Source organism: Streptomyces sp. Mut1, from assembly GCF_030719295.1.
Lineage (GTDB): Bacteria > Actinomycetota > Actinomycetes > Streptomycetales > Streptomycetaceae > Streptomyces > Streptomyces castrisilvae.
Map to the genome: position 1 here is coordinate 3,813,873 of NZ_CP120997.1, position 26,447 is coordinate 3,840,319.

A 26,447-nucleotide genomic window follows, 5' to 3' on the forward strand; every position below is an offset into this window, starting at 1 on the left:
CGGTATGGAAGGACGGTCCCCCGTGACGGAGGAAGTATCACTTCCCCAGGCCCCCGACGAGGCTCGGACGGTGTTCGGCGAGCGCTTTCCCGAGGCTGTCCGGTACGCGGAACTGCTGGTGGACGCGGGGGTCACGCGCGGGCTGATCGGTCCGCGTGAGGTGCCGCGCCTGTGGGAGAGACATCTGCTGAACTGTGCGGTGCTCTCCGAGGTCGTTCCCGAGGGGGTCACGGTCTGCGATGTGGGCTCGGGGGCGGGGCTTCCGGGGATCCCGCTGGCGCTGGTGCGCCCGGACCTGAAGATCACCCTGCTGGAGCCGTTGCTGCGGCGGACGAATTTCCTCCAGGAGGTTGTGGAGCTGCTGGGGCTGGACCATGTGACGGTCGTCCGCGGCCGGGCCGAGGAGGTCCTGGGCAGCCTGCAGCCCGTGCACGTGGTGACGGCCAGGGCGGTGGCCCCACTGGACCGGCTGGCCGGCTGGGGGGTACCTCTGCTGCGCCCGTACGGCGAGATGCTCGCGCTCAAGGGCGATACCGCCGAGGAAGAGATCAACGGTGCTCGGGCGGCGCTCAGCAAGCTCGGGGTGGTGGACACCGAGGTGCTGCACGTTGGTGAAGGTGTGGTCGACCCGATGTCCACTGTGGTGCGCGTGATGGTCGGCGAGAGCCCCGGAGGTGTGAGGTTCGCCGCGAAGCGGGCCAAGGCCGCCAGGATCAGCCGGACGCGCCGCCGCCGCTGATCACCCGGTCACACCGAGCCAGTGGCGCTTACGTGCGATGTGGTCCAGGCATCCGGGATTCCGTCCGTCATGGAGCCGTACGTGCCCCGCGCGGAGTGTCGTGCCTCTGTAGCTACGCTGCGAAGGCATCGTGTTTCACGTGAAACGTCGTTCTCTGCTGCATGGAATCATCGGCCGCGGTGCGGCCGCCACCCCTTCCCATCGCAGGCCCGTTAGGGCTACGGAGTTGTCCACAGAAGTGGATTCCTCCACAGAAGAGCGGGCCTCGCTGGTTCACGACCCCGAAACCATGGCAGGCTCTGTTCATTGCGAGCCTGAAGCCGAGGAGAGTGAATCCTTGCGGTCCGACGCCAACATCGCGGGACCGATGACCGACCCGGTCCCCGGTCCCCGAACCGAATCGGCGGGGGACGGTGTTTCACGTGAAACACCGCCGCCGATGGACGACACACCCATCGGGCGCGCGGCCCAGCTGGCGGTGGAGGCCCTCGGCCGAGCCGGCGAGGGGCTGCCGCGACCTGAGCAGACGCGCGTCATGGTGGTGGCCAACCAGAAGGGCGGGGTGGGAAAAACCACCTCGACGGTCAACCTTGCCGCGTCGCTGGCACTACACGGTGCGCGGGTCCTGGTGGTCGACCTCGACCCGCAGGGCAACGCCTCCACGGCTCTGGGTATCGATCACCACGCCGAAGTCCCCTCAATCTATGACGTCCTGGTGGAGAGCAAGCCGCTCTCCGACGTGGTTCAGCCCGTCCCGGACGTCGAAGGTCTCTTCTGCGCCCCGGCCACCATCGATCTCGCCGGTGCGGAGATCGAGCTGGTGTCGCTGGTGGCGCGGGAGAGTCGACTCCAGCGGGCCATCCAGGCGTACGAGCAGCCGCTGGATTACATCCTGATCGACTGCCCGCCCTCGCTGGGCCTGCTGACGGTCAACGCACTGGTGGCCGGTGCGGAGGTGCTGATCCCCATCCAGTGCGAGTACTACGCGCTGGAGGGCCTGGGGCAGCTGCTGCGGAACGTCGATCTGGTCCGCGGCCACCTGAATCCCGACCTCCATGTGTCCACGATCCTGCTCACCATGTACGACGGCCGGACAAGGCTGGCGTCGCAGGTTGCGGAGGAGGTACGCAGCCACTTCGGCAAGGAGGTGCTGCGGACCAGCATTCCTCGTTCGGTCCGCATCTCCGAGGCGCCGAGTTACGGGCAGACCGTGCTCACCTACGACCCCGGTTCCAGCGGGTCGCTGTCGTACCTCGAAGCAGCGCGGGAGATCGCGCTGCGCGGGGTCGGGGTGCAGTACGAGGGCCAGCACGCCCACACGGGCGGTTCGATCAGTCAGCAGAGCAACCCGGAGGGGATCCAGTGAGTGAGCGTCGTCGAGGGTTGGGGCGAGGGCTCGGTGCCTTGATCCCAGCCGCTCCGCAGGAGAAGCAGCTGCCGTCCGGCGGGCAGGGGTCTTCCTCTCCCGTCCTGACCTCGGAGCGGGGGGTGGCCGCCGCGAAGGTCACCACGATCGGGTCCGTCCCCGTGGTGCCGGAGCCAAGCGGTCCCGTGTCGCTGCGCGAGCCGGCGGGCGCTGGGGACGTGGCGGGTGCGTACTTCGCCGAGGTGCCGATCGACTCCATCACGCCGAACCCGCGTCAGCCGCGCGAGGTCTTCGACGAGGACGCGCTGGCGGAGCTGGTCACCTCGATCAAGGAGGTCGGTCTTCTCCAGCCCGTGGTGGTGCGGAAGACGGGGACCGACCGCTTCGAGCTCATCATGGGCGAGCGCCGCTGGAGGGCATGCCGGGAGGCGGGCCTGGAACGCATCCCGGCCATCGTCCGCGCCACCGACGACGAGAAGCTGCTCCTGGACGCCCTCCTGGAGAACCTTCACCGGGCTCAGCTGAACCCGCTGGAGGAGGCAGCGGCCTACGACCAGCTGCTCAAGGACTTCAAGTGCACGCATGACCAGCTGGCCGACCGCATCGGGCGTTCGCGCCCCCAGGTCTCCAACACGCTGCGTCTGCTGCGGTTGTCGCCGCCGGTGCAGCGAAGGGTCGCGGCCGGCGTGCTGTCGGCGGGCCATGCGCGGGCACTGCTGTCGGTGGACGACTCCGATGAGCAGGACAAGCTGGCCCACCGCATCGTTGCCGAGGGGCTCTCGGTGCGTGCGGTGGAGGAGATCGTGACGCTCATGGGTTCCAGGCCCACCAGCGCCTCGAAGGCCAAGGGGCCGCGGGCGGGGGCCCGGCTGGCACCGGCGCTGACCGACTTGGCGTCCCGGCTGTCCGACCGGTTCGAGACCCGGGTGAAGGTCGACCTCGGGCAGAAGAAGGGCAAGATCGTCGTCGAGTTCGCCTCGATGGAGGACCTGGACCGGATCCTCGGAAGTCTGGCCCCGGGCGAGGGCCGGGTGCTGGACCGGACGGCCGAGGAGTCGGCCGAGGACGACGAGAGCTGACATACGCCGAGTGATGAGGGCGGGCTGTTTCCGGTGGGTCACGGAACACAGCCCGCCCTTTGCTCTCTCACGGTGTCCGCTTGATTCGGGGGTGGATACGATGCGTTCTGGCAGGGCATTTCCGTCCATGACGCAGTGGGCGAGAGAAGTGAGGAACAGCCTTCATGGGGCGTCGGCTCGTACCGCTCACGCTGGACAACCTTCCCGACCTACCTCGGCGCTGCCGCTCCTGTGTGTTCTGGGAGCTCGATCCGGTCAGCGGGGAAGCCGCGGTCAAGAGCGGCAGAGCTGAGCGGGAGAAGGAGGCCTGGATCTCCGCGGTGCTGCTGGAATGGGGCTCCTGTGGGCGGGTGGTCTACGTCGATGACGTGCCGGCGGGCTTTGTGCTCTACGCGCCGCCCGCGTACGTCCCACGAGCGACCGCGTTTCCGACGAGCCCCGTCTCCCCCGACGCGGTCCAGCTGATGACCGCATTGATCATGCCCGGCTTTCAGGGGCAGGGGCTGGGCCGGGTCATGGTGCAGACCGTTGCCAAGGACCTGATCCGGCGGGGCTTCAAGGCGATCGAAGCTTTCGGGGATGCCCGGTGGAAGGAGCCGGCCTGTCTGTTGCCGGCCGACCACCTGCTGGCGGTGGGGTTCAAGACGGTGCGGCCGCACCCGGTGCACCCGCGGTTGCGGCTGGAGCTGCGTACGACGCTCTCCTGGAAGGAGGACGTCGAGATGGCCCTGGACCGCCTGCTGGGCGCTGTACAGAAGGAGCCTGCGCTGCGGCCGCTGTAGCGGTCCTTGTCCGCGAGCGTGAAACGGGCCCGTCCTCGAAAGGACGGGCCCGTTTCACGTGAAACAGTGGCTGCTGTGTCTGTCTTACTCGGCGATGAAGCCCGTGAGGTCGCGAAGGATCGCGGCCTTCGGCTTCGCGCCCACGATGGTCTTGGCGACCTCGCCACCCTGGTAGACGTTCAGCGTCGGGATGGACATGACGCCGTACTTGGCGGCGGTGGCCGGGTTCTCGTCGATGTTGAGCTTCACGACCTCGATCTCGCCGTGCTCGGCCGCGATGGCCTCCAGCGACGGGGCGATCTGGCGGCACGGGCCGCACCAGGAGGCCCAGAAGTCCACCAGTACAGGCTTGTCGCTCTTGAGGACGTCCTCCTCGAAGGAGTCGTCAGTCACGTTCTTCAGGGCCACGGCGGCCTCCTTAACTTCGCGGGATGTGTACGCGGGGATGGGGAAAAGACGAGTGTCAGACGGCGGCTGCGGGGGCGGCCTTCTCGTCGTCGGCGAGTGCTGCAAGGAAGCGCTCGGCGTCGAGGGCGGCGGAGCAGCCGGTGCCGGCAGCGGTGATCGCCTGGCGGTAGGTGTGGTCGACGACGTCGCCCGCGCCGAAGACCCCGGCCAGGTTGGTGCGGGTGGAGGGAGCATCCACCTTCAGGTAGCCCTCGTCGTCGAGGTCCAGCTGGCCCTTGAAGAGCTCGGTGCGCGGGTCGTGGCCGACGGCGATGAACAGCCCGGTGACGGGCAGCTCGGACGTCTCGCCGGTCTTGGTGTTGCGCAGGGTTACACCGGACAGCTTCTGCTCGCCGTTGACCCCCGCGACCTCGCTGTCCCAGGCGAACTTGATCTTCGGGTCCGCGAAGGCACGCTCCTGCATCGTCTTGGAGGCGCGCAGCGTGTCACGGCGGTGGATGATCGTGACCGACTTGGCGAAGCGTGAGAGGAAGGTGGCCTCCTCCATCGCGGTGTCGCCGCCGCCGACCACGGCGATGTCCTGGTCCTTGAAGAAGAAGCCGTCGCAAGTCGCGCACCAGGAGACGCCTCGTCCGGAGAGGGCGTCCTCGTTGGGGAGGCCGAGCTTGCGGTGCTGCGAACCCGTGGTCACGATGACTGCCTTGGCGCGGTGAACTGTGCCGGCGGTGTCGGTGACCGTCTTGATCTCACCAGTGAGGTCGACGGAGACCACGTCGTCGGGGACGAGCTCGGCACCGAAGCGCTCGGCCTGGGCGCGCATGTTGTCCATGAGTTCCGGGCCCATGATTCCGTCCTGGAAGCCCGGGAAGTTCTCCACGTCGGTGGTGTTCATCAGTGCGCCACCGGCGGTGACGGCCCCTTCGAAGACCAGCGGCTTCAGCGAGGCGCGCGCGGTGTAAAGGGCGGCTGTGTAGCCGGCCGGGCCGGAGCCGATGATGATCACATTACGCACGTCGCTCACGGGTTTCTTCCTCGTCTCTGCAGACTGCCTACTGTCCACGCCTACTGGGGCCGGTTCAACGACTCTCACCCCACCCAACGGATCCTACGGGGGATGCATTCCCGACGTGCCGGGCGGCGGGCGGCCTGATTCTCAGGGCCGCGTGTAGGAGTGCGTCAGCAGGAGCTCCCCCTTGGCAGGGGGCTCGGCGCCGACGCAAGCCGCGTCCACGATGTATGCCTGAACGCTGGCGGGATCCGTGGGGTGCGGCAGGACGACGAGGAAGGCGGCGGTGCCCTCGTAGGTGCCCTTTTCGATGGCGAGGGCAGCGGTGTTCCGCCCGATGCTTTGCTCCACGCATGAGGGGACGTCGACGGCCGGGGCGCGAAGGGGGGACTCAGGTTTCACGGTGTCCGAAGGCTGGGTCCGAGGTGAGGACTTCGCGCCGATGGACGGAGCCTGTTCCTTGCCGCTGGAATCCTGCGGGGTAGCCGTGTCGGGGTGAGCGCTCAGCAGGTCGTGTACCTGGCCCGCGAGGGTGGACTGGGAGAACGTCTGAGCGCCGTTCCAGGGCGCGGAAACTTCCCTTTGCAGCGCGCCTGCGTCTGCGTTGTTCTGCGAAGCCGGGGCGTTCTGCAGCAGGAAGACGCTCACTCCAACCATGGCAGCGGCACCGAGCGCTGTGGCGAGCACGGTGGTGCGACGCCGCCTTCGTCCGGGGCGACGTCCAGGCCCGGTGGTCGCGCGCGGATGTCCGGCTGGGCGGTCCGGAAGCTCCGAGGCTATGGAGCGGGGCTCTGTTTCACGTGAAACATCGTCCGCTACCTCTGCGTCCGCGCTGCGGGATCGGGCCTCGTCGGCGAGTGCCGCATCGATGCGGGCGGCGATATCGGTCGGCATCGGCTCGGGGGCGGGTACCCCGCCGAGCAATTCGCGGATCTCTTCCAGCGAGACGAGGACATCGGCACAGAGTTCGCAGTCGGCGGTATGGCGGCGGACCTCGGCCGCCCGGGACTCGGAGAGCAGCCCCTCGGTCAGGTCGGAGATCTCCGAGACATCCGGGTGCCGGGTTGTGTCGGCTGTCGATGTCATAGGTGGCCACCTCCGCCCTTCATCGCAGTGGGATCGCTTGCTTCCGAGTCTCGTGGCCGCGTCGCCGGTGGGACGGATGGTGGGGGCGTCCGGTTCCCTCGCGTGCCGGCTGCCCCGCGGTCGCCGTTCCCGGTGCGGAGATGGGCGAGCAGAGGTGCCAGCCGGGCACGGCCTCTCGCGCAACGACTTTTCACGGTGCCGACGGGCACGTCGAGAATGCGAGCCGTCTCTGCCACCGGGTATCCCTGCATGTCGACGAGGACGAGCGCTGCGCGCTGTTCGGCGGGGAGTGTGGCGAGAGCAGCGATCAGTTCCCTGTGGAGGTCCTGGCGTTCCGCCGGGGCTTCTGCGGACTCGTGGGGCTCGAGGAGGCGATCGAGCCGCTCCGGGTCGTCCACGGGGGAGGTCTTCCGGGAGGCGGCTTTGCGCACCCGGTCGAGGCAGGCGTTGACCGTGATCCGGTGCAGCCAGGTGGTGACGGCGGACTGGCCGCGGAAGGTGTGGGCGGCGCGGAAGGCGGAGATCAAGGCATCCTGCACGGCGTCAGCCGCTTCCTCGCGGTCACCCAGCGTCCGCAGCGCCACGGCCCACAGGCGGTCGCGATGGCGTCGAGCCAGCTCACCGAATGCGTCCGGTTCACCAGCCACATGACGGGCGAGTAGATCTGAGTCGCTTGGCGTGGAGGGATCGCCGCCGTCGGCCTCGCGGTATCCCTCCTCGGTGGTCGCCATCCGTGCATTCAAACCGATCCGCGCCAAGAAGTAAATACCAAGTCCTGGCGGATTATCGGAATGGCGTCAAGTGCCCTTTCTTAATTCTTCGAGAATGGCCCCTTCGTCCGTATATTGGTGAATGAACAGGAAGGGGACCAGTAATGAAGAGGCATGTGAAGCGGTATCTGGGTAAGGCTCTGCCGGCGGTTCTCGCCGCACCCGTCCTGGTGGTAATGGGCCCTGGGAGCGCGCAGGCGGCCACGTACGCGCTGGACGGAAAGGACCCGATTTCCGCCGGGTGCTCCGGCGACGTCACCACCATGAAGCGCGCCTCCATCGGTACGTCCAGCTGGACGCTGGGCGCCATTGAGCTGCGGTACAGCGTGAAGTGCCACACCGCGTGGGCGCGGATCACCCTCTCCGAGGACGTCTGGGGGAAGGCGCAGATCGTTCGGAACACGGACGGTAAAGCGTATAACTGCACGAATCTTTCCTACAATGCGTCGCTCGGTAGTTATACGTGCTACACGGCGATGGTCTACGACAAGGACCCGCTTTCCTCGTACGCGGAGGGCTGGTCCCAGTACGACAACGTCAGCCTGCATTCGAAGACGCCGTCGTACTGACTGCTTGAACATCCCTTCGAAAAGGGAACAGGGTCGTGCCGGATCTTTCGATCCGGCACGACCCTGTATTCGTATGCCCTTAGGTCGTCAGCTGGTGACCTTGATGTCCGAGATCTTCCCCCGGAAGTTGCCCTCGTTGCTCGGCGGGATCCTGGTGAGCCAGACCAGGAGGTACCGCGCCTGCACGGCCTTGGCCGGCTTGAGCGACACCGTCGTTCCTGAGCCTTCGGCGACCTTCGTGAAGCCGTTGGGCATCGTCGGCACCGTGGAGCCACTGACGGTGCGCAACTCGACCGAGGTGGCGCCGTCCAGGAAGGTCACGTCCACCGTGCCGACCCGCTGCACTTTGCCGAGGTCGAGCACGAGCCCGACGCCCTCCTTGAGCCGGCCGAAGTCGGCGCTGGCATAGCCGTCCGTGCGCCAGTAGGAGTTCGGGTCCCCGTCGTAGACATGGCCTATTTCCTGCGGCTTCTCGGTGCCGTCGCCGAGCGGGTCGAAGTCCTTGGCATCGACGATCGCGACGGGCTTGCTCTTCTCGACCGGAGGGGCGTCGCCGTTCTCCGGGTTCGACTGGGTGGTGCCGGGGTCGCCGCCCGAGTTGCTGTCGCGGTTGAGGAGCGTCTCGGCGAGCTGCCAGCTGCCCAGACCCAGTGCGGCGATCAGCAGCGCGGACACGGCCCACTTCAGGGCCTTTCCGGTGCGGCTCTGGAGCGGGGCGGGAGGCACAGGCACCACGGGCTGGGTCACGCCGCCGGGTGCGCCCGGCCGGCCGTACGTGCCCTGCTGGTACGTGGTCCGCTGATACTCGGGCGGGGCGGCGAAAGTGGGCTCGGGCGGGCGGATGCGCGGCATCGCCGCGACGGCCTTGGCGAGCTCGTCGGGGGTGGTGCACGGCTGCTCCTGACGGGAGGCCGTGGCCCCGTCGTTGGCGAGCGCCCGCATGGCGATCTCGGAGAGCCCTCTGTGTACCCCCGCCCGCACCTGGTCGGGCGGCAGCAGCCCCACTCCCTTGGGCAGCCCGGTGAGGCCGTAGGCGTCGCTCTCGTAAGGCCAGCGCTGGGTCAGCGCGGCGTACAGCAGGGCGCCGATGGCCTCGGTGTCGGCACGCTGGGGGCCCTCCGACGTGATGCCCCGCAGAGCGGCGTTCACCGCGAGACCGCGGATGCGGTACTGGCCCGACGAGCTGCGCAGCACGGCCCCGGGAGTGAGCCTGAGATGGGCCAGGCCCTCCCGGTGTGCGGCCGCCATGGCCTGGGAGACCTGGCTGACGAGCTGGTACGCGTCGTGCGCGTCCATCGGACCGGCGCCCAGCAGGGCCGTGAGCTCGGTGGCGTCGGGGAGCCACTCGTGGACGACGTAGACGAGGTCGTCCTCCTCGACGGCGTCGAGGACCTGCACGAAGCGCGGATCACCGAGCAGTGCGGAGGACCGGGCGGCGGCCAGCACCGAGCGTGCCCGTGGATGGTCGGCGGGGAGGAGGTGGACGCCCACCGCACGACGGAGTTTCTCGTCGACGGCACGCCAGCTGCTGAACCCGTCCAGACGGGTGACGCACTCCTCCAGTCGGTATCGGCCGGCCAGTTTGTGACCGCTGTGCAGGTCCGGGGCCGTTACGGAGGTCTCCGGGGTTGCCGCGGAGGCTTTGGAGGCGGCCTGCTCGCCGCCCTCGTCCCCCGCCGCGCGTTGCGCTTCTGCCGTGCCGTCGGTCGTGGCCTCGTCCGCCTTGGCGGCCAGCGGTTCGTCCCCGCTGTTGTCGGCCACGTCGACGGCAGCCGTGCTACGTTCCGCCACCGTCGTTCCTGCCTCCCCATCTGTTGCGCGATGCCAGCCAGCTCTGCACAGTCACGCCAATTGTGCCCACACTCCGGCGCTATGCACGACACGCGGAGACCGGTGATGGTTGTGCGGGCCGCTCATCCTCAGCGGCCGAGCCGTCCCCGGACCATGCCGACCATGCCGTTGATCTCTTCGATCCGCATCCTCTTGGCCGCGACGAAGAACACCCCCAGCAGGATGGCCCCACCGCAGATCAGCGCGGCCAGCGAACCGAGGGCGCCCTGCCCGAGCACGTGCAGGAGACCGAAGCCCACGGCCGCGGCGACCACGGTGGCGGGAAGGGCGGCAAGGCACAGCCGGGCGTAGGTGCGGACCACATGGGCACCGTCCAGGTCCCCGCCCAGACGGTTGCGCAGCCGGCGCCAGGCGATCCCGACGCCGACGGCGTAGGCGAGGCCGTACGAGGCCGCCATGCCGACCACGGCCCACTGGGCGGGCAGCACGGCGTAGCAGAGGGCCGAGGCGGCCGCGTTGACCAGGGCGACGATGACGGTGTTGTAGAACGGCGTGCGTGTGTCCTCGTACGCGTAGAACCCTCGCAGCACCACGTACTGCACGGAGTACGGGATCAGTCCGAGGCCGAAGGCCATCAGGATGAAGCCCATGGAGCGGGCGGCCTCGGGGCCGCTGGACGCGTAGAGCAGGGTGCACATCGGAACGCCCAGGGCGAGGAACGCGAAGGCGACCGGCACGATGGCCACGGCGGAGTTGCGCAGGCCCTGCGAGATGTCGTCACGGACCGCGCCGGGGTCGTTGTCGTGGGCGGCCCGGGAGATCCGGGGCAGCAGGGCGGCCATGACCGAGACGGTGATGATCGCCTGCGGCATGCCCCAGATCAGCTGGGCGTTGGAGTAGGCGAGGAAGCCCGCCCCGCTCTTTCCGGACGCCTTGCCGGCCGAGGTGGCGAGCTGCGTGACGACCAGCACGCCGGCCTGGTTGGCGAAGACGAACAGCACCGTCCACTTGGCGAGCTTGACCGTCTTGCCCAGCCCGTGGCCCCTCCAGTCGAACCGCGGGCGGAAACGGAATCCGGCCTCGCGCAGGTACGGGATCATGGCCAGCGCCTGGACGACCAGCCCGAGCAGGGTGCCGATGCCCAGCAGCCGCACGCCCTCCGGCGGGATCGTCTGGACGCCCATGTGGGACTGGTGCGAGGTGCCGTAGACCCAGATGAACATGCCGAAGGTGAAGATCATGACGATGTTGTTGAGGACCGGGGTCCACATCATCGCGCCGAACTTGCCGCGGGCGTTGAGGATCTGGCCCATCACGACGTGCACACCCATGAAGAAGATGGTGGGGAGGCAGTAGCGGGCGAACGTGGTGGCGACGTTGTTGGCCGCCGGGTCGTCGGCGATCGTCGACGACATCAGCCGGATGAGCCAGGGCGCGGCGAAGACCACCACGGCGACGATCAGGCCGAGGGCGACCATCACCAGGGTCAGCAGCCGGTTCGCATAGGCCTCGCCGCCGTCCTCGTCGTCCTTCATGGAGCGGACGAGCTGGGGGACGAAGACGGAGTTCAGGCCACCGCCCACGGTGAGGATGTAGATCATCGTGGGCAGCGTGTAGGCGATGGTGAAGCTGTCACCGAGCAGGGCCGCGCCGAGTGCCGCGGTGATCACGAGACTGCGGACGAAGCCGGTGAGGCGCGAGACGAGTGTGCCCGCCGCCATCACCGCGCTGGACTTCAGCAGGCTGGAGGCACGGCCGCCGGAGCTGGGGGGCGCGGGAGCGGGGGCGGGCTCGGGCTGTGCGGGCGCCGGAGACGCGGCCGGGCCCGAGGGCCCCTCCTGGTCCCGGAAGAGATGAGCGAAGGCGTCGGGCTCCTCGCGGTTCGTGGAGGCCTGGGTGACCAGATCGTCCACGCCGACGAACTGGGTCGTCGCCGCGTTGTCCCCGTACGGGAGGTGACGTGAGGGTCCGTCGGGCTCGGGCGGCGGTGTCTGCGCCCAGATGCGGGGGTCGGGGGCGTACGGGGACGCCGGCGGCTGCTGGTAGAGCGGCTGCGGCTGCTGGTAGGTACCGGGGGGTGGCGGCGGGTGGGCGGCGCGGTCGTACAACGCCTCGTCCACCGGGTCCTGGGCGGCGAGATCCTGGGACCGGTAGGGGTCGTAGTCGTACGCGGCCTGCAGATACGGGTCCGGCGCCGGTTCCTGCTCCGGCCCAGGGGGCACCGGAGGGCCCCCGGAGTACCCGGCCCCGCCCGTACCCTGACCGCGGTCACCGTCGTACGGCGCGTTCATCGAAACCCCACCTCATCGTCCCCGGCCGACCGGCCACGACAGACATCGCTCAACGGTCCACTTTCTCACCCGTGCCCGACGGCTCCGTGCTTTCGGGACCGGTGTCCGGCGTCGGGTCACTCGGCTGCTCGGGTTCACTGCCGCCGTCGCCCGACGCGCCGCCCGCGTTGGCGCGCTTGCGATGTGCATACATCCTGATGCCGGCGAGGACCAGCAGCAGCAGCCCGCCGGCGATCACCAGAAGCACCGTCGGCGTGATCTCGGAGACCTTCACGGTGAAGGCCATCTCCGGGCCGTACGGTGTTCCGTCCTCCGTGTAGAGCTGGGCCGTCATCTGGACCTGGCCGTTGATGTTGGCCGCCGCGTCGAATTTCACCGACTGGCTGTGCCCGGCGCCGATCTGGATGGGCTGCTCCGCCACACTCCCGCCGTCGTTCAGCTTGAGCCGGGTCCTGTTGTCCGACTTCAGCCGCAGCACCAGGTGATCGACATCCTGCAGCAGCCTGTTCTGCACGGTCACGGGGATCGTGGCGCTGCGTCCGGACAGCGTGATGTCCGACTTCGAGACGAGCTGGACCTCGCCGATGAGTCCCTGCAGATAGTCGCGTACGGAATCCCGGTACTGCTGGGCCTCCAGGGGCCTGCCTCGCCACGACGTCGACATGGACCGGTTGACCGCGTTGCCGAAGGGGGTGACCACCCGCTCGGGGTGGGTGAGGATGACCTGGAAGTTGTCCAGCGAGGACTGGATGGACTTGATGTCCTGGAAGGCCTGGGTGGGCAGCTCCTGGCCGCGCAGCTTCTTGGGGTACTGGGAGGCCGGCGGTACCTCGGTGGTCGCGTCCGCGTCGGGCTTCGTCGCGGACGCCTGGATCAGTCCCTGCGGCTCGGTCCAGCGGTCGTCGTCCAGCGTGTGCAGGGCGCGCGCCATCGACTGGGCCTGGGCGACCGTCGGCATGCGCTGGGGCGCGACGACGACGGTGCGGTCCTTGTCCGTGTCCTGCTCGGCCAGGGCGAGGGTGAGGGCGAGGAACTTCTGCACGGCGAGCGTGGAGTTCCCCGCGTTGCCCATGTCGCCCTGGAAGGCTGTGGAGAGCCTGGCGTCCGCGACCACCGCCGTGGTGCCGCCGCCGATCGGGCGGGCCGCTGAGGGCGTGTACGACAGGTTCCCGGTCTCTTCGAGGCTGTCGCTGCGGGCGATCACGTAGTGGGCCCCTGCCGAGGTGGCGACATCCACGATGGAGGGGTCCACCGCGCCGTCCACCGGCCAGGCGAAGTCCGTCGACGGCTTCAGGTGGAGGATCGTCTCCACCGTCATCCCGGCGACTTCGCTGGCTGTCTGAAGGTGGCTGAGGGTGCCCGAGACGTTCTTGCCGCGGTGGGCGATGGACGCCAGATCCGGGTCGCCGAACGGCAGGGCCACGACCTTGCCCTCCGACACGGCGGCCTCCAGCGAAGTGAGCCATTTCTTGGCCACCTCCTGGTTCGTCCCCGCGACCGTGGTGTCACCCGACCTGACCCGGTAGGGCTTGGTCATCGCGTCGACGCCGGCCAGCAGATCCGGGTCGATGACCCAGGTCACCGGCAGCTGCCTGCCCAGGGACACCATCTGTTCGAGGCGGCCGCCCGGTGCGATCTCGGCAGCCAGGTCGTCGTCGGCGAACACCGGGGTCTGCTGCTCGTCGGAGCCGGTCTCCGCGGTGAGGTGTGCCGAAGCGATCAGCGGCCACAGGTAGCTGATCCCGAGCTTGGAGTCGCGGTCCCCGTCCTGCCAGGGCAGGAAGGTCCGCTTGATACCGAGCACCTGGTCGTAAACGGTGTGCGAGGTGCGGCCCGTCAGCGAGACACCCAGCTGATAGACCCCGTCGGCGCCGAGGCCCAGCTTGCTGACCGGTACCGACAACGTGAAGTCCTGGCTGATGCCCGAACGAAGCTTGTTGATCTCGACCGTGTACTTGCCCCCGATCGGATAGGGGTCGGTACCAGGCAGATATCCGGTGCGACGGGCGGCCGTGTCGATGGCGGACCTGCTGTAGAGCCGGGGCCCCACGCGCAGGTCGACCTGGCCGTGGGTGACCGTCTCCTTGCCCTTGTTGGTCAGGGTGCCGGAGATCGTCAGCGTGTCCCCCTTCACGGGGGCGCTGGGGGTGACCTCGTCCAGCGACACCGCGACGGTGCTGGAGCCGGACGGAGCTTTCGCCGTGCCGCCGGCCTGCGCCTCCGGGGCGGACACCCCGACCAGCAGAGCGGCGACGAGCGGAGCCCCGGCGAGCACCGCGGCTGTGCGCCGCAGCCACCGGCGGGCAGGAGAGGGACTCATCCCCTGGATGTCTGCCGCCTCGGCCACGCGTATCCGTCCCTCGTCATCGTCAACTGCTGCTGATCGTCGTCCGTTGCTGCGTCCCCGCATGGTAACGAGATGCGTGGGGGCCAAGTGCCGGGGAGTGCGCTGCATGATCGGGAGAGTCTCGCAGGGCGAAGGAAACGCATGACGCCCGGACGGGCAGGGGCACGTACCCTTTTCTGTTGTGCCGAACGCCAATGAAGACAACTCCAGCGCCCTGACCCAGGTGCAGCACCGCGCAGTCAGTGAACTGCTACGGGTCTCCCCGGTCGCCGACGATCTCGCCCGCCGATTCAAGGATGCCGGATTCAGTCTCGCACTGGTCGGCGGCTCGGTCCGTGACGCACTCCTCGGCAGGCTCGGGAACGATCTGGACTTCACCACCGACGCCCGCCCCGAGGACGTGCTGAAGATCGTCAGGCCGTGGGCCGACTCCGTGTGGGAGGTCGGAATCGCTTTCGGCACGGTGGGGGCGCAGAAGAGCGGCTACCAGATCGAAGTCACGACATATCGGTCCGAGGCGTACGACAGGACCTCCCGCAAGCCCGAGGTGTCCTACGGCGACTCCATCGAGGACGACCTCGTGCGGCGCGACTTCACGGTCAACGCCATGGCTGTCGCGCTGCCGGAGAAGGACTTCATCGATCCCCACGGCGGTCTCCAGGACCTCGCCGAGCGGGCGCTGCGGACCCCCGGGACGCCCGAGGCGTCTTTCTCCGACGACCCGTTGCGCATGCTGCGTGCCGCGCGGTTCGCCGCCCAGCTCGACTTCGAGGTCGCACCCGAGGTCGTCACCGCCATGACGGAGATGGCGGGCCGGATCGAGATCGTCTCCGCCGAGAGGGTGCGCGAAGAGCTCAACAAGCTCCTGCTCTCCTCACATCCCCGCAAGGGGCTGTCCCTCCTCGTCGAAACGGGCCTCGCCCAGCAGATCCTGCCGGAGCTGCCGGCGCTCCGGCTGGAGAGTGACGAGCATCACCGTCACAAGGACGTGTACGAGCACTCCCTGACTGTCCTGGAGCAGGCCATCGATCTGGAGCAGGACGGGCCGGACCTCGTTCTGCGCCTTGCCGCCCTTCTGCACGACATCGGCAAGCCGAGGACGCGGCGCTTCGAGAAGGACGGGCGGGTCTCCTTCCACCACCACGAGGTGGTGGGCGCCAAGATGGTCAAGAAGCGCATGACCGCGCTCAAGTACTCCAATGACATGGTCAAGGAGGTCGCGAAGCTGGTGGAGCTGCATCTGCGCTTCCACGGATACGGCGACGGCGAGTGGACCGACTCTGCGGTGCGGCGCTATGTGCGGGACGCCGGCCCTCTCCTGGAGCGGCTGCACAAGCTGACCCGCTCGGACTGCACCACCAGGAACAAGCGCAAGGCCGCTGCTCTCTCGCGTACGTACGACGCTCTGGAAGAGCGCATCGCCCAGCTCCAGAGCCAGGAGGAGCTGGACGCGATCCGCCCGGACCTGGACGGTAACGAGATCATGCAGATCCTCGGGGTGGGGCCGGGCCCGGTCATCGGCAAGGCATACGCGTTCCTGCTGGAACTCCGCCTGGAGAACGGCCCCATGGAGCACGACGCGGCCGTCGCGGAGCTCAAGAAGTGGTGGGACGCGCAGAGCTGAGGACCCACACCGCTGATGCGGCTTGCGGCGGCGCTCATGTTTCACGTGAAACATGAGCGCCGCCGCATACCCCGAGGGCGTTGTTTCACGTGAAACAACGCCCTCGGTCGGTGTCTGCTCGATACGGGGATCAGTTGGCCGTCCTGAGTGGCGTCAGGCGGAGCACCACGCTGCTCCGGCTCATACGGCTGCCCGGGGTCTCGGTGTGGGTGACGTGCTTCTCGGCGTCGCAGAGGCCCGTGTCAGTGGTGCGTCCGGCTTCGATGCGGGCACGCTATAGGGCCCTCCCTGTCCGACTCCAACGCGCCAAGCTCGCGGCCGCGGCGGCGTAGAGGACGGCAACGCCGATCACCAGCGCGCCCGACCGCCCGTCAGGAGGCAGCAGTAGCGCGGCGACTGCGGCAGCCGCGACGAATGCCACGTTGAACAGCACGTCGTAGAGCGAGAAGGCCCTGCCGCGGTAGGCGTCGTCCACGGCCGTCTGGACCACCGTGTCTGTCGCGATCTTCGCCCCCTGGGTGACGAGTCCGAGGACGAATGCGGCGACGAGCATCGGTGCCGGGGCGAACCACAGCCCCAGGGCCGGTACGAGGACCGCGGCCGCCGCCGCGCACACCGCCATCCAGCGGAACCGGCCAAGCCGCCCCGCAGCCCAGGGAGTCAGCACCGCCGCGGCGAAGAAACCGGCACCGGACACCCCGACCGCCAGGCCGAGCAGCGCCAGCCCGTCGGCCTCGCTGTCCGTCCAGGCATACCGGCAGAGCATCAGGACCATGACGGTCAGCGCCCCGTAACAGAAGCGGATCACCGTCATCGCGGCCAGCGCCCGTGAAGCGCTCCGGTGTTCCACCAGATGACGCAGCCCGTCGCGGAGCCCGGTGGCGGCAGCGGCGAGCGCCACCCGCAGCGGCAGCCGGACGGTGTCGCGGTCCGGCCCCAGGAGGCTCGCGGCAAGGCTCAGCGAAACCAGTGCGGCGGTGAGGTAGAGCGTCGCCCCCAGGAGCACTACGACGGCATCGGAGTCGGCCAGCAGCAGCCGCACGACGAAGGCCAGTCCACCGCCCGCGGTGGCCGCGAGGGTGCCCGCGGTCGGCGACAGTGAGTTGGCCAGCACCAGGCGCTCCCGGTCGACAACCCGTGGCAGGACGGCGGAGAGGCCGGCGAGGACGAAGCGGTTGACCGCGGTGACGCAGAGCGCCGAGGCGTAGAAGAGCCAGTCGGGAGCCGCTCCGATGATCAGGAGCGCGGTGCAGCAGGCGAGGGCGGCACGCAGCAGATTGCCGTAGAGGAAGACCTGGCGCCGGGGCCAGCGGTCCAGCAGCACACCGGCGAACGGCCCGATGAGCGAGTAGGGCAGAAGGAGTACGGCCATCGCGGAGGCGATGGCGCCCGCGGACGCCTGCTTCTCCGGGGAGAAGACCACGTGGGTGGCGAGGGCCACCTGGTAGACGCCGTCGGCCGACTGGGACAGGATCCGCACGGCCAGCAGGCGGCGGAAGTTCCGTAGGCGCAGTAGTACGCGCAGGTCATGCACGACAGGCATGGGAGCAAGGGTCACATATGCCGAGGGTCCCCGGGCGGATTGCCCGGGGACCCTCAACGACGCGGCAGCCGAGGAACGTTGCCGCACCTCACCTGCCCAACCGAATCACGTGATTCAGTTGGAGACCTCACCGCGGATGAACTTCTCGACGTTCTCACGGGCCTCGTCGTCGAAGTACTGAACCGGCGGGGACTTCATGAAGTACGACGATGCCGAGAGGATGGGGCCACCGATGCCGCGGTCCTTGGCGATCTTCGCGGCACGGACGGCGTCGATGATGACACCGGCCGAGTTCGGGGAGTCCCAGACCTCCAGCTTGTACTCCAGGTTCAGCGGGACGTCACCGAAGGCGCGGCCCTCAAGGCGCACGTACGCCCACTTGCGGTCGTCCAGCCAGGCCACGTAGTCCGACGGGCCGATGTGGACGTTGTCCGCACCGAGCTCGCGGTCACGGATCTGCGAGGTGACGGCCTGCGTCTTGGAGATTTTCTTGGACTCCAGGCGCTCCCGCTCGAGCATGTTCTTGAAGTCCATGTTGCCGCCGACGTTCAGCTGCATCGTGCGGTCCAGGATGACGCCCCGGTCCTCGAAGAGCTTCGCCATCACGCGGTGCGTGATGGTGGCGCCGACCTGCGACTTGATGTCGTCGCCGACGATCGGGACACCGGCCTCGGTGAACTTGTCCGCCCACTCCTTGGTGCCGGCGATGAAGACCGGGAGGGCGTTGACGAACGCGACCTTGGCGTCGATGGCGCACTGGGCGTAGAACTTCGCAGCGACCTCGGAACCCACGGGGAGGTAGCAGACGAGGACGTCGACCTTGCGGTCCTTGAGGATCTGGACGATGTCGACCGGGGTCTCGTCGGACTCCTCGATGGTCTCGCGGTAGTACTTGCCCAGGCCGTCGTGGGTGTGGCCGCGCTGGACGGTGATGCCGGCGTTCGGCACGTCGCAGAGCTTGATGGTGTTGTTCTCGCTTGCGCCGATGGCGTCCGAGAGGTCGAGGCCGACCTTCTTCGCGTCGACGTCGAAGGCGGCGACGAACTCGACGTCCCGCACGTGGTAGTCGCCGAACTGGACGTGCATCAGACCGGGCACCTTGCCGGCCGGATCGGCGTCCTTGTAGTACTCGACGCCCTGGACCAGCGAGGCGGCGCAGTTGCCCACGCCGACGATGGCTACGCGAACCGAACCCATTCCGGTTGCTCCCTGTGTGTAATGGATGTTTCTGATGAGCTCTCCGCGGATCTGCGGTGAGCTCACTTGGCGGTGTCGCCGGACGGATCCGGCGGGTTGTTCCCCCGCCGGGGCAGGCCGTCCGGCTCTCCTGCAGTGTTCTGCTGAGCTGAGCCCTCGGGCGAGGATCGTCGCTGATCCCGTCCCGACCGCTCGCTCTCGATGAGCTCGTTCAGCCAGCGCACTTCGCGCTCCACGGACTCCATGCCGTGTCGCTGCAGCTCAAGTGTGTAGTCGTCGAGACGCTCGCGGGTGCGGGCCAGAGAGGCGCTCATCTTCTCCAGGCGCTCCTCCAGCCGGCTGCGTCGGCCTTCCAGCACCCGCATCCGCACCTCGTGCTCCGTCTGTCCGAAGAAGGCGAAACGAGCCGCGAAGTGCTCGTCCTCCCAGGAGTCGGGGCCGGTGTGCGAGAGCAGTTCCTCGAAGTGCTCCTTACCTTCCGCCGTCAACCGGTAGACGATCTTGGCGCGGCGCCCCGTAAGGGACGAGGCAGGAGCGACGGCCCGGCCGGAACCGGGTGCCGCTTCTGCCGGAGCGTTCCCCGGCTCCTCGATCAACCAGCCGTTGGCGACCAGCGTCTTGAGGCAGGGGTAGAGAGTTCCGTAGCTGAAGGCACGGAAGATCCCCAACGAGGTGTTGAGGCGTTTGCGCAGCTCATAGCCGTGCATCGGGGATTCGCGGAGCAGTCCGAGGACAGCGAACTCAAGGATGCCGGAGCGTCTGCTCAACCTCGCCTCCTCCTTCTCCGAGTGCTCTCGCGGTCCCTGTGCCGAGTCGATGTACCGAGCTGATGTATCGACTCGATACATCAGCACGATAGATCGGACTGCTCGTCGCGACAAGGGGAGCCTCAGTGAGCGGCGTCACATCACTAATTCGTAGGAACCGACTTGCGTTGTTTGGGGTGAAGTTCGGTCCTAGAAGGGTTTTGACCGTGCGTAGTCTGTGCGGCATGCAGACCACCGGGAACCGCGAGACGCGCGGGCGCGTCAGTGCTCGCGGGCCAGCCGGATGCACTGCGGGCAAGCCTTTCGCCGGGCTGGTCCGTGATTTCGGGGGACCGGATCTCACCTGCCGCTTCCAGGCGTTTCGCCTGCCCGAGGAGTAGTCGTTCGATGAGCGAGCACCGTCGCAAAACGTCGCAACCGCAAGGTGGCGGACGTGCCGCGGCCCGACGAGCCGCCCAGCAGTCCTCAGGACGCCGCGCAGCACCGTCACGCGGAGTTACCTCAGCTTCACCTTCTGATGCGCACCGCGAGGAGGCCCCCTACGGTGGGCGTGCCGCCGCCAGACGGGCCGCACAGCGCGGCGGCGGAGGCCGCGGAGGTTCGGACGGCGGCGGTGGCCGGCGTCGCGGCGGGGACGGCGGACAGGAGGGCCCCGGCCGTGGACGCGGAGGACGCCGCCCCCCCAAGAAGCGCTTCATCGACTACCCGCGCGCGGGCAAGCAGGGACTGCGGCGCTGGGTGCCGTCGTGGAAGCTGGTCTCCAGCCTGTGCATCGGCTTCCTCGGTCTTCTGATGGGCCTCGCCGGCCTCGCGTACGCGATGGTCGCCAAGCCGGACATCAAGGAGGCCGCAAGGGCGGAGAACAACGTCTACTTCTGGAAGGACGGCACCCAGATGGTGGCGACCGGCGGTGAGGTCAACCGCCAGGTCATCGACTACGCCCAGATCCCCGAGGCGATGCGCAACGCCGTCATCTCCGCGGAGAACAAGTCCTTCGACACCGACCACGGCATCGACCCGATGGGTATCGCCCGCGCCCTGTTCAACATGGCCAAGGGCGGCGAGACCCAGGGTGGATCGACGATTACCCAGCAGTACGTGAAGAACTCGCGGCTCTCCCAGGAGCAGACCCTGAGCCGCAAGTTCGAGGAACTCTTCATCACGCTGAAGGTCGGCAGCGAGATGAAGAAGAAGGAGGTCATGGCCGGGTACCTCAACGTCTCGTACTACGGCCGTGGAGCCTCGGGGCTGCAGGCCGCGGCCCGTACGTACTACGGCAAGGACGCCAAGGACCTGACTCCGAGCGAGTGCGCGTTCCTGGCCACCCTCCTCAAGGGCGCCAGCTACTACGACCCTGCGGGCGCGCCCGAGGTCGACTCGGTGCAGGCGACCGCGGAGAAGAACACGGCCCGTGCGAAGAAGCGCTGGAAGTGGATCCTCGACGAGGAGGTGAAGGACGGCCGGATGTCGCAGAAGGAGCGGGACAGGTACACAAAGTTCCCGATGCCCGACAAGCCGAAGCGGAACGCCCAGCTGGGCGGCCAGATCGGCTACCTCGTCAACACCGCGAAGGCCGAGTTCCTCAACAACACCGACGTCACCAAGGACATGCTCGACCAAGGTGGCTACGAGATCCACACGACCTTCGACAAGAAGAAGGTCGACCAGCTCAACAAGGCCGTCAAGCGCGTCTACGACGAGAAGATCGACGCCAAGAAGCGTCCGGAGACGGACACCCACGTGCAGTTCGGCGGCTCGTCGGTGGATCCCAAGACGGGGGCCATCCAGGCGATCTATGGCGGTGAGGACGCGACGAAGCACTACACCAGCAACGCCGGTCCCACCGGCGCCGCGGTGGGCTCCACCTTCAAGCCCTTCGTGCTGGCGGCCGCGATGGAGTACGGCAAGCGTGACCCGTCGGGCGGTCAGGAGCAGGGCGAGTCGCAGCGTACGAAGGTCTCGCCACTGAGTATCTACAACGCCGACGACAAGCTGAAGATCAAGAAGTACAACGGCGAGATCTGGACCGACGAAGACGGCAAGGAGTGGTTGCAGACCAACGACGACCACGAGTCGAGGGGCAACATCACCCTTCGTGAGGCCATGCAGTGGTCGGCCAACTCGCCCTACGTGCAACTGGGTATGGACGTCGGCACCGACAAGGTGAAGGAAGCGGCCATCGCGGCCGGTCTGAAGGACGACGAGTACATGGCGGACGCGAGTGTCCCGTCGTTCTCCATCGGTACGTCCTCGCCCAGCGCGACCCGCATGGCCGGCGCCTACGCCACCTTCGCGGCCAGGGGCCAGCAGCGTGAGCCCTTCTGCGTCACCGAGGTGAAGAAGCGCGGCGAGATCGCCTACCGGCACAAGGCGGTCACCAAGAGCGCCTTCGACAACGTCATCGCCGACAACGTCACGGACGTGCTCAAGAACGTCGTGGAGAAGGGGACCGGTACGCCGGCCAAGCTCCCGGACCGTGAGGTGGCGGGCAAGACGGGTACGACCGACGACAACCTGTCCGCGTGGTTCGTCGGCTACACCCCGCAGCTCTCGACGGCGATCAGCATGTACCGCCTGGACGACGACGAGAAGAACAAGAACCGCGCGTTCGAGAAGATGTACGGCACCGGTGGCCAGGACAAGATCCACGGTGCGTCGTTCCCCGCGCAGGTCTGGCACGACTACATGGCCGAGGCCATGAAGGGCGAGGAGGCCGAGGCCTTCGCGAAGGCGGAGCCGATCGGGGACAAGGTCTACGGCGGCGGTGCTTCCAAGAAGCCCAAGCCGACCCCCACCCCCACGCCGACCCAGTCCGAGTCGACGACGCCCACCCCCACACCGACCCCCACCCCGGACATCCCGACCCCCGACCCGAGCGACACCTGCGGTACGTGGGGCTGGAACTGCCAGGACAACAGTGGCGGCAACTCCACGGGCGGGGCCGACGGCGGTACGAACACGGGCACGAGCCAGGGCAACGACGGCGGTGCGGATACCGGAACCTCCACCGGTACGACGGAGGGCGACAACGGATCCACTCCCGACCCCGGGACCGGCGGCAACGGCAACGGGAACGGGAACGGCAACGGGAACTCCAACGGGGCCTGGTTCGGTGACCCTGCCGGGTAGCGCCCGGCAGACAGCGCGCCTCGCGCCCGGCGGACAGCCCGGCGCGAGGTGATCGGACAGAGCAGTCGAGGGCCGCGGCACCCCAGGTGCGGCGGCCCTCGCCGTTTCCACAGTGCCGTACGGCAGGATGTGCGGCATGCCAAGCGCAGAGGACACGAGCGTGCACCAGGAACGGGCCGACGTGCGGCCCACGCACCAGGACGAGGTCGCGGCGGCCGGCAGCGAGCTGATCGGCGGCAGGTCGGGCCGCTGGGCGCGGCTCGGCAGCACCGTACTCACCCCCGTGGGGGCCGTCGCGCTGGTGGCCATCGGGATGTTTGCGCTCGGCATGGTGCAGAAGCTGCCCTGCTACAACTGGGCGTGGTTCAGGGGCGCCGGCTCCCAGTACACCCACGCGTGCTACTCGGACATCCCGCACCTGTACTCGGGCCGCGGCTTCGCCGACGGCCTGGTGCCGTACTTCGACCGGCTGCCGGGCGACATGCAGTTCCTGGAGTACCCCGTCCTCACGGGGGTGTTCATGCAGGTCGCCGCCTGGCTCACACCGGGCGGCTCCCTCCAGGAGCAGGAGCAGGCCTACTGGCTCGTCAACGCGGGCATGCTGATGATCTGCACCGCCGTGATCGCCGTATGCGTCGCCCGTACACACCGGCGGCGCCCCTGGGACGGCCTCCTGGTGGCGCTCGCCCCCGCCTTCGCGCTCACCGCCACGATCAACTGGGACCTGTTGGCCGTCGCCCTCACGGCGGCGGCGATGCTGATGTGGTCCCGGAGCCGCCCGCTCGCGTTCGGCATCCTCATCGGACTGGCCACGGCCGCCAAGCTCTACCCGGTCCTGCTGCTGGGGCCCGCTTTCGTGCTGTGCTGGCGGGCGGGCCGGTGGCGGCAGTTCGGGGCGGCCGCGCTGGGCGCGGCCGGCTCCTGGCTGGTGGTCAATCTGCCGGTGATGATCTTCGCTCCCGAGGGATGGAAGAAGTTCTACACGTTCAGCCAGGAACGCTCGATCGACTTCGGGTCCTTCTGGCTGGTCATCACACAGCGCACCGGTGACTCGATCGACGTCAGCACGGTCAACACCGTCTCGACGCTGGTCACGGTCGGGCTGTGCGCCGCCATCGGTGTCCTGACGCTGACGGCGCCGCGCAGGCCGCGGTTCGCCCAGCTCGCCTTCCTCGTCGTCGCGGTGTTCATCCTCGTCAACAAGGTCTACTCACCGCAGTACGTGCTCTGGCTGATTCCCCTCGCCGCGCTGGCCAAGCCCCGCTGGCGGGACTTCCTGATCTGGCAGGCGTGCGAGGTCCTGTACTTCCTGGGGATCTGGATGTACCTCGCGTACACGACGAGCGGCGACAAGCATCAGGGGCTGCCCACGGAGGGCTACCAGCTGGCGATCGTCCTGCACCTGCTGGGCACGCTGTACCTGTGCGCCGTCGTCGTACGGGACATCCTGATGCCCGAGCGCGACGAGGTGCGGCGGGACGGCTCGGACGACCCGTCGGGAGGGGTCCTCGACGGGGCCGAGGACGTGTTCGTACTGGCCCACCTCGTCGAGTCCGGCGCCGCGCGCCGGGACGCGGCCGAGGCCGAGGGGCCTCGGGTGGAGTGGGGATCGGCCGGGGCGCCCGCCGCCGACTGAGCGCGGGGCGGGCGCGCGGGCTCAGCGCTCGACGAGCCGGTCGTACTGCGTGGTCGTGTGCCGCAGGTGGGCCACGAGTTCGTCGCCCACCCGCGGCTCCTCGGAGTCCGAGGGCACGAAGAGGATCGACACCTGCATGTGCGGCGGTTCGGCGAACCAGCGCTGCTTGCCGGCCCAGACGAACGGCGACAGATTGCGGTTCACGGTGGCCAGGCCCGCGCGGGCGACGCCCTTGGCGCGCGGCATCACACCGTGCAGCGCCTTCGGCGCCTCCAGGCCCACGCCGTGCGAGGTGCCGCCGGCCACGACGACCAGCCAGCCGTCGGAAGCGGCCTTCTGCTGCCGGTAGCCGAACCGGTCACCCTTGACGACGCGCGTGACGTCGAGGACCGCGCCGCGGTACTCCGTCGCCTCGTGGTCGCCGAGCCAGAGCCGGGTGCCGATACGGGCACGGAAACGCGTCTGCGGGAACTGCTGCTGCAGCCGGGCCAGCTCCTCGGCCCGCAGATGGCTGACGAACATCGTGTGCAGCGGCAGCCGGGCAGCCCGGAGGCGGTCCATCCACGCGATGACCTCCTCGACGGCGTCCGAGCCGTCGGTGCGGTCCAGCGGCAGGTGGAGCGCGAACCCTTCGAGGCGTACGTCCTCGATGGCGGCGTGCAGCTGCCCGAGTTCCTCCTCCTTGACGCCGTGGCGCTTCATCGAGCTCATGCACTCGATGACGACCCGGGCGCCCACCAGGGCGTGCACCCCGTCGACGGACGAGACGGACCGTACGACCCGGTCGGGCAGCGGCACCGGCTCCTCGCCCCGCCGGAACGGCGTGAGCACCAGCAGGTCACCGCTGAACCAGTCCTTGATGCGGGCCGCCTCGTACGTGGTGCCCACCGCGAGGATGTCGGAGCCGAAGCGGATCGCCTCGTCGGCCAGCCGCTCGTGGCCGAAGCCGTACCCGTTGCCCTTGCAGACCGGCACGATGCCGGGGAACTGGTCGAGGACGGATTTCTGGTGCGCCCGCCAGCGCGCGGTGTCGACGTACAGGGAGAGCGCCATGGCCGGTCCGGGACCCTTCTGGTGGTTGCGGTGGATCAGAGGTGAGGAGCGTGTTCAGGCCCCATTGAAACCAATGAAGCCGGTTTCGTCAGCTGTGGGGCATGGATCAGCGGCGCGACATGTAGATGTCGAGCGCCTTGTGCAGCAGCTTGTTGAGCGGGAAGTCCCACTCGCCGAGGTACTCCGCCGCCTGCCCGCCGGTGCCGACCTTGAACTGGATCAGACCGAAGAGGTGGTCCGTCTCGTCCAGCGAGTCCGAGATGCCGCGCAGGTCGTAGACCGTGGCCCCCATGGCGTACGCGTCGCGCAGCATCCGCCACTGCATCGCGTTCGAGGGGCGGACCTCGCGCTTGTGGTTGGCCGAGGCGCCGTAGGAGTACCAGACGTGGCCGCCGACGATCAGCATGGTCGCCGCCGCGACGTTCTCGCCCTCGTGACGAGCGAAGTAGAGGCGCATCCGGTTGGGGTCCTCGTTGTTGAGGGCCGTCCACATGCGTTGGAAGTAACCGAGGGGGCGCGGCCGGAAGTGGTCGCGCTCCGCCGTGATCTCGTACAGCCGCTGCCACTCGGCAAGCTCCGCGTAGCTGCCCTGGACGACCTCGACGCCGGCCTTCTCGGCCTTTTTGATGTTGCGCCGCCAGAGCTGGTTGAAGCCCTTGTGAACGTCTTCGAGGGAGCGGTTGGCCAGCGGCACCTGGAAGATGTAGCGGGGCTGTACGTCACCGAATCCGGCGCCGCCGTCCTCGCCCTGCTGCCAGCCCATCTTCCGCAGCCGGTCGGCGACCTCGAAGGCGCGGGGCTCGATGTGCGTGGCCTCGACGTCGCGCAGGCGCTTCACATCGGGGTCCTGGATGCCGGCCTTGATGGCGGCGGCGTCCCAGCGGCGGATGACCACCGGCGGGCCCATCTTCACCGAGAAGGCGCCCTGCTGCTTGAGATGGGCCAGCATCGGCTCCAGCCAGTCGTTCAGGTTCGGCGCGTACCAGTTGATGACCGGGCCCTCGGGCAGGTAGGCCAGGTACCGCTTGATCTTGGGCAGCTGCCGGTAGAGGACCAGGCCCACGCCGACGAGCTGGCCGGTCTTGTCGAACCAGCCCAGGCTCTCCGAGCGCCACTCGGCCTTCACATCCGCCCATGCCGGGACCTGCATGTGACTGGCCGCGGGCAGACTCTGGATGTACGCCAGATGCTGCTCTCGGCTGATGGTCCTCAGGGTCAGGCTCATGCGGGGCGCTCCTCGGCAGGTGTGTCCCCATCGGTCAGG

20 protein-coding genes are annotated in these 26,447 nt (G+C 68.4%); 8 read left to right on the forward strand and 12 right to left on the reverse strand.

All coding sequences use genetic code 11. The features are described from left to right. Positions 1 to 22: 22 nt before the first annotated feature. The 4 genes from rsmG (at position 23) to P8A18_RS16495 (ending at position 3,966) form a co-directional block, all read left to right on the forward strand. Positions 23 to 739: a 16S rRNA (guanine(527)-N(7))-methyltransferase RsmG gene (rsmG, locus tag P8A18_RS16480; protein ID WP_306055475.1), complete on the forward strand. Its 717-nt coding sequence runs from the start codon at positions 23 to 25 to the stop codon at positions 737 to 739. A gap of 289 nt (positions 740 to 1,028) precedes the next feature. Further along, positions 1,029 to 2,105: a ParA family protein gene (locus P8A18_RS16485; RefSeq protein ID WP_078622633.1), complete on the forward strand. Its 1,077-nt coding sequence runs from the start codon at positions 1,029 to 1,031 to the stop codon at positions 2,103 to 2,105. Beyond that, positions 2,102 to 3,184, forward strand: coding sequence for a ParB/RepB/Spo0J family partition protein (locus P8A18_RS16490; RefSeq protein WP_306055477.1), 1,083 nt, complete (start codon positions 2,102 to 2,104; stop codon positions 3,182 to 3,184). The genes P8A18_RS16485 and P8A18_RS16490 overlap by 4 nt, the downstream gene beginning before the upstream one ends. A 164-nt stretch (positions 3,185 to 3,348) precedes the next feature. Next, entirely contained in the window at positions 3,349 to 3,966 is a 618-nt protein-coding gene (locus P8A18_RS16495; RefSeq protein ID WP_018553885.1) for a GNAT family N-acetyltransferase, read from the forward strand. Between the two features lie 84 nt (positions 3,967 to 4,050). Here P8A18_RS16495 and trxA read toward each other — a convergent pair whose 3' ends face one another. The 4 genes from trxA to sigM form a co-directional block, all read right to left on the reverse strand. Beyond that, positions 4,051 to 4,374 (reverse strand): thioredoxin, encoded by a 324-nt coding sequence (gene trxA / locus P8A18_RS16500; protein ID WP_018553886.1) that lies wholly within the window; start codon positions 4,372 to 4,374, stop codon positions 4,051 to 4,053. Between the two features lie 55 nt (positions 4,375 to 4,429). Further along, positions 4,430 to 5,395, reverse strand: coding sequence for a thioredoxin-disulfide reductase (gene trxB, locus P8A18_RS16505; RefSeq protein ID WP_306055480.1), 966 nt, complete (start codon positions 5,393 to 5,395; stop codon positions 4,430 to 4,432). A 132-nt stretch (positions 5,396 to 5,527) separates the two neighbouring features. Further along, positions 5,528 to 6,466: an anti-sigma factor family protein gene (locus tag P8A18_RS16510; protein WP_306055482.1), complete on the reverse strand. Its 939-nt coding sequence runs from the start codon at positions 6,464 to 6,466 to the stop codon at positions 5,528 to 5,530. Beyond that, a complete protein-coding gene (gene sigM, locus P8A18_RS16515) occupies positions 6,463 to 7,197 on the reverse strand; it encodes an RNA polymerase sigma factor SigM (protein ID WP_306055484.1) in 735 nt (244 codons plus the stop codon). Before sigM ends, P8A18_RS16510 begins: the two co-directional genes overlap by 4 nt. Positions 7,198 to 7,340: 143 nt before the next feature. Here sigM and P8A18_RS16520 point away from each other — a divergent pair, with 143 nt between their 5' ends. Beyond that, entirely contained in the window at positions 7,341 to 7,805 is a 465-nt protein-coding gene (locus P8A18_RS16520) for a DUF2690 domain-containing protein (RefSeq protein ID WP_018553890.1), read from the forward strand. 87 nt (positions 7,806 to 7,892) lie between these two features. On the opposite strand, the gene P8A18_RS16525 is transcribed toward P8A18_RS16520, so the two are convergent. The 3 genes from P8A18_RS16525 to P8A18_RS16535 all read right to left on the reverse strand — a co-directional run bounded on the left by P8A18_RS16525 (position 7,893) and on the right by P8A18_RS16535 (position 14,234). Beyond that, entirely contained in the window at positions 7,893 to 9,596 is a 1,704-nt protein-coding gene (locus P8A18_RS16525) for a protein kinase family protein (protein ID WP_306055486.1), read from the reverse strand. 128 nt (positions 9,597 to 9,724) lie between these two features. Further along, entirely contained in the window at positions 9,725 to 11,887 is a 2,163-nt protein-coding gene (murJ, locus tag P8A18_RS16530; protein ID WP_306055488.1) for a murein biosynthesis integral membrane protein MurJ, read from the reverse strand. A 49-nt stretch (positions 11,888 to 11,936) separates the two neighbouring features. Then, positions 11,937 to 14,234, reverse strand: a complete 2,298-nt coding sequence (locus tag P8A18_RS16535; RefSeq protein ID WP_306055490.1) for a DUF6049 family protein — start codon at positions 14,232 to 14,234, stop codon at positions 11,937 to 11,939. Positions 14,235 to 14,415: 181 nt separating this feature from the next. Here P8A18_RS16535 and P8A18_RS16540 point away from each other — a divergent pair, with 181 nt between their 5' ends. Further along, entirely contained in the window at positions 14,416 to 15,858 is a 1,443-nt protein-coding gene (locus P8A18_RS16540; protein ID WP_306055492.1) for a CCA tRNA nucleotidyltransferase, read from the forward strand. A 274-nt stretch (positions 15,859 to 16,132) separates the two neighbouring features. Here P8A18_RS16540 and P8A18_RS16545 read toward each other — a convergent pair whose 3' ends face one another. From P8A18_RS16545 to P8A18_RS16555, 3 genes are all read right to left on the reverse strand, one after another. After that, positions 16,133 to 17,401: an MFS transporter gene (locus P8A18_RS16545; protein ID WP_306055494.1), complete on the reverse strand. Its 1,269-nt coding sequence runs from the start codon at positions 17,399 to 17,401 to the stop codon at positions 16,133 to 16,135. Positions 17,402 to 17,515: 114 nt separating this feature from the next. Next, positions 17,516 to 18,598 carry an inositol-3-phosphate synthase gene (locus P8A18_RS16550; RefSeq protein WP_306055496.1) on the reverse strand — a complete coding sequence of 361 codons (1,083 nt, stop codon included), beginning with the start codon at positions 18,596 to 18,598 and terminating at the stop codon, positions 17,516 to 17,518. A gap of 62 nt (positions 18,599 to 18,660) precedes the next feature. Next, positions 18,661 to 19,365, reverse strand: coding sequence for a PadR family transcriptional regulator (locus P8A18_RS16555; RefSeq protein ID WP_306055498.1), 705 nt, complete (start codon positions 19,363 to 19,365; stop codon positions 18,661 to 18,663). Between the two features lie 387 nt (positions 19,366 to 19,752). Between P8A18_RS16555 and P8A18_RS16560 the strand changes: the two genes are divergently transcribed. Both P8A18_RS16560 and P8A18_RS16565 read left to right on the forward strand, forming a co-directional pair. Continuing rightward, positions 19,753 to 22,494 carry a transglycosylase domain-containing protein gene (locus P8A18_RS16560; RefSeq protein WP_306055500.1) on the forward strand — a complete coding sequence of 914 codons (2,742 nt, stop codon included), beginning with the start codon at positions 19,753 to 19,755 and terminating at the stop codon, positions 22,492 to 22,494. Positions 22,495 to 22,630: 136 nt separating this feature from the next. Then, complete coding sequence (locus P8A18_RS16565) at positions 22,631 to 24,130, forward strand: glycosyltransferase family 87 protein (protein ID WP_306055502.1); 1,500 nt, start codon at positions 22,631 to 22,633, stop codon at positions 24,128 to 24,130. A gap of 21 nt (positions 24,131 to 24,151) precedes the next feature. On the opposite strand, the gene P8A18_RS16570 is transcribed toward P8A18_RS16565, so the two are convergent. Further along, positions 24,152 to 25,183 (reverse strand): alanine racemase, encoded by a 1,032-nt coding sequence (locus tag P8A18_RS16570; RefSeq protein ID WP_018553901.1) that lies wholly within the window; start codon positions 25,181 to 25,183, stop codon positions 24,152 to 24,154. A gap of 106 nt (positions 25,184 to 25,289) precedes the next feature. Continuing rightward, positions 25,290 to 26,408, reverse strand: a complete 1,119-nt coding sequence (locus P8A18_RS16575; protein ID WP_306055504.1) for a lipid II:glycine glycyltransferase FemX — start codon at positions 26,406 to 26,408, stop codon at positions 25,290 to 25,292. Between the last annotated feature and the right edge of the window lie 39 nt (positions 26,409 to 26,447).

What these genes read in the sequence shown, in the direction of transcription:
- P8A18_RS16560 (WP_306055500.1), top strand. Translation starts at nt 19,753, where the DNA reads ATGAGCGAGCACCGTCGCAAAACGTCGCAACCGCAAGGTGGCGGACGT.
- P8A18_RS16575 (WP_306055504.1), bottom strand. Translation starts at nt 26,408, where the DNA reads ATGAGCCTGACCCTGAGGACCATCAGCCGAGAGCAGCATCTGGCGTAC.
- P8A18_RS16485 (WP_078622633.1), top strand. Translation starts at nt 1,029, where the DNA reads ATGGCAGGCTCTGTTCATTGCGAGCCTGAAGCCGAGGAGAGTGAATCC.
- P8A18_RS16520 (WP_018553890.1), top strand. Translation starts at nt 7,341, where the DNA reads ATGAAGAGGCATGTGAAGCGGTATCTGGGTAAGGCTCTGCCGGCGGTT.
- P8A18_RS16510 (WP_306055482.1), bottom strand. Translation starts at nt 6,466, where the DNA reads ATGACATCGACAGCCGACACAACCCGGCACCCGGATGTCTCGGAGATC.
- P8A18_RS16495 (WP_018553885.1), top strand. Translation starts at nt 3,349, where the DNA reads ATGGGGCGTCGGCTCGTACCGCTCACGCTGGACAACCTTCCCGACCTA.
- sigM (WP_306055484.1), bottom strand. Translation starts at nt 7,197, where the DNA reads ATGGCGACCACCGAGGAGGGATACCGCGAGGCCGACGGCGGCGATCCC.
- P8A18_RS16545 (WP_306055494.1), bottom strand. Translation starts at nt 17,401, where the DNA reads ATGCCTGTCGTGCATGACCTGCGCGTACTACTGCGCCTACGGAACTTC.
- P8A18_RS16570 (WP_018553901.1), bottom strand. Translation starts at nt 25,183, where the DNA reads ATGGCGCTCTCCCTGTACGTCGACACCGCGCGCTGGCGGGCGCACCAG.
- murJ (WP_306055488.1), bottom strand. Translation starts at nt 11,887, where the DNA reads ATGAACGCGCCGTACGACGGTGACCGCGGTCAGGGTACGGGCGGGGCC.
- P8A18_RS16550 (WP_306055496.1), bottom strand. Translation starts at nt 18,598, where the DNA reads ATGGGTTCGGTTCGCGTAGCCATCGTCGGCGTGGGCAACTGCGCCGCC.
- P8A18_RS16565 (WP_306055502.1), top strand. Translation starts at nt 22,631, where the DNA reads ATGCCAAGCGCAGAGGACACGAGCGTGCACCAGGAACGGGCCGACGTG.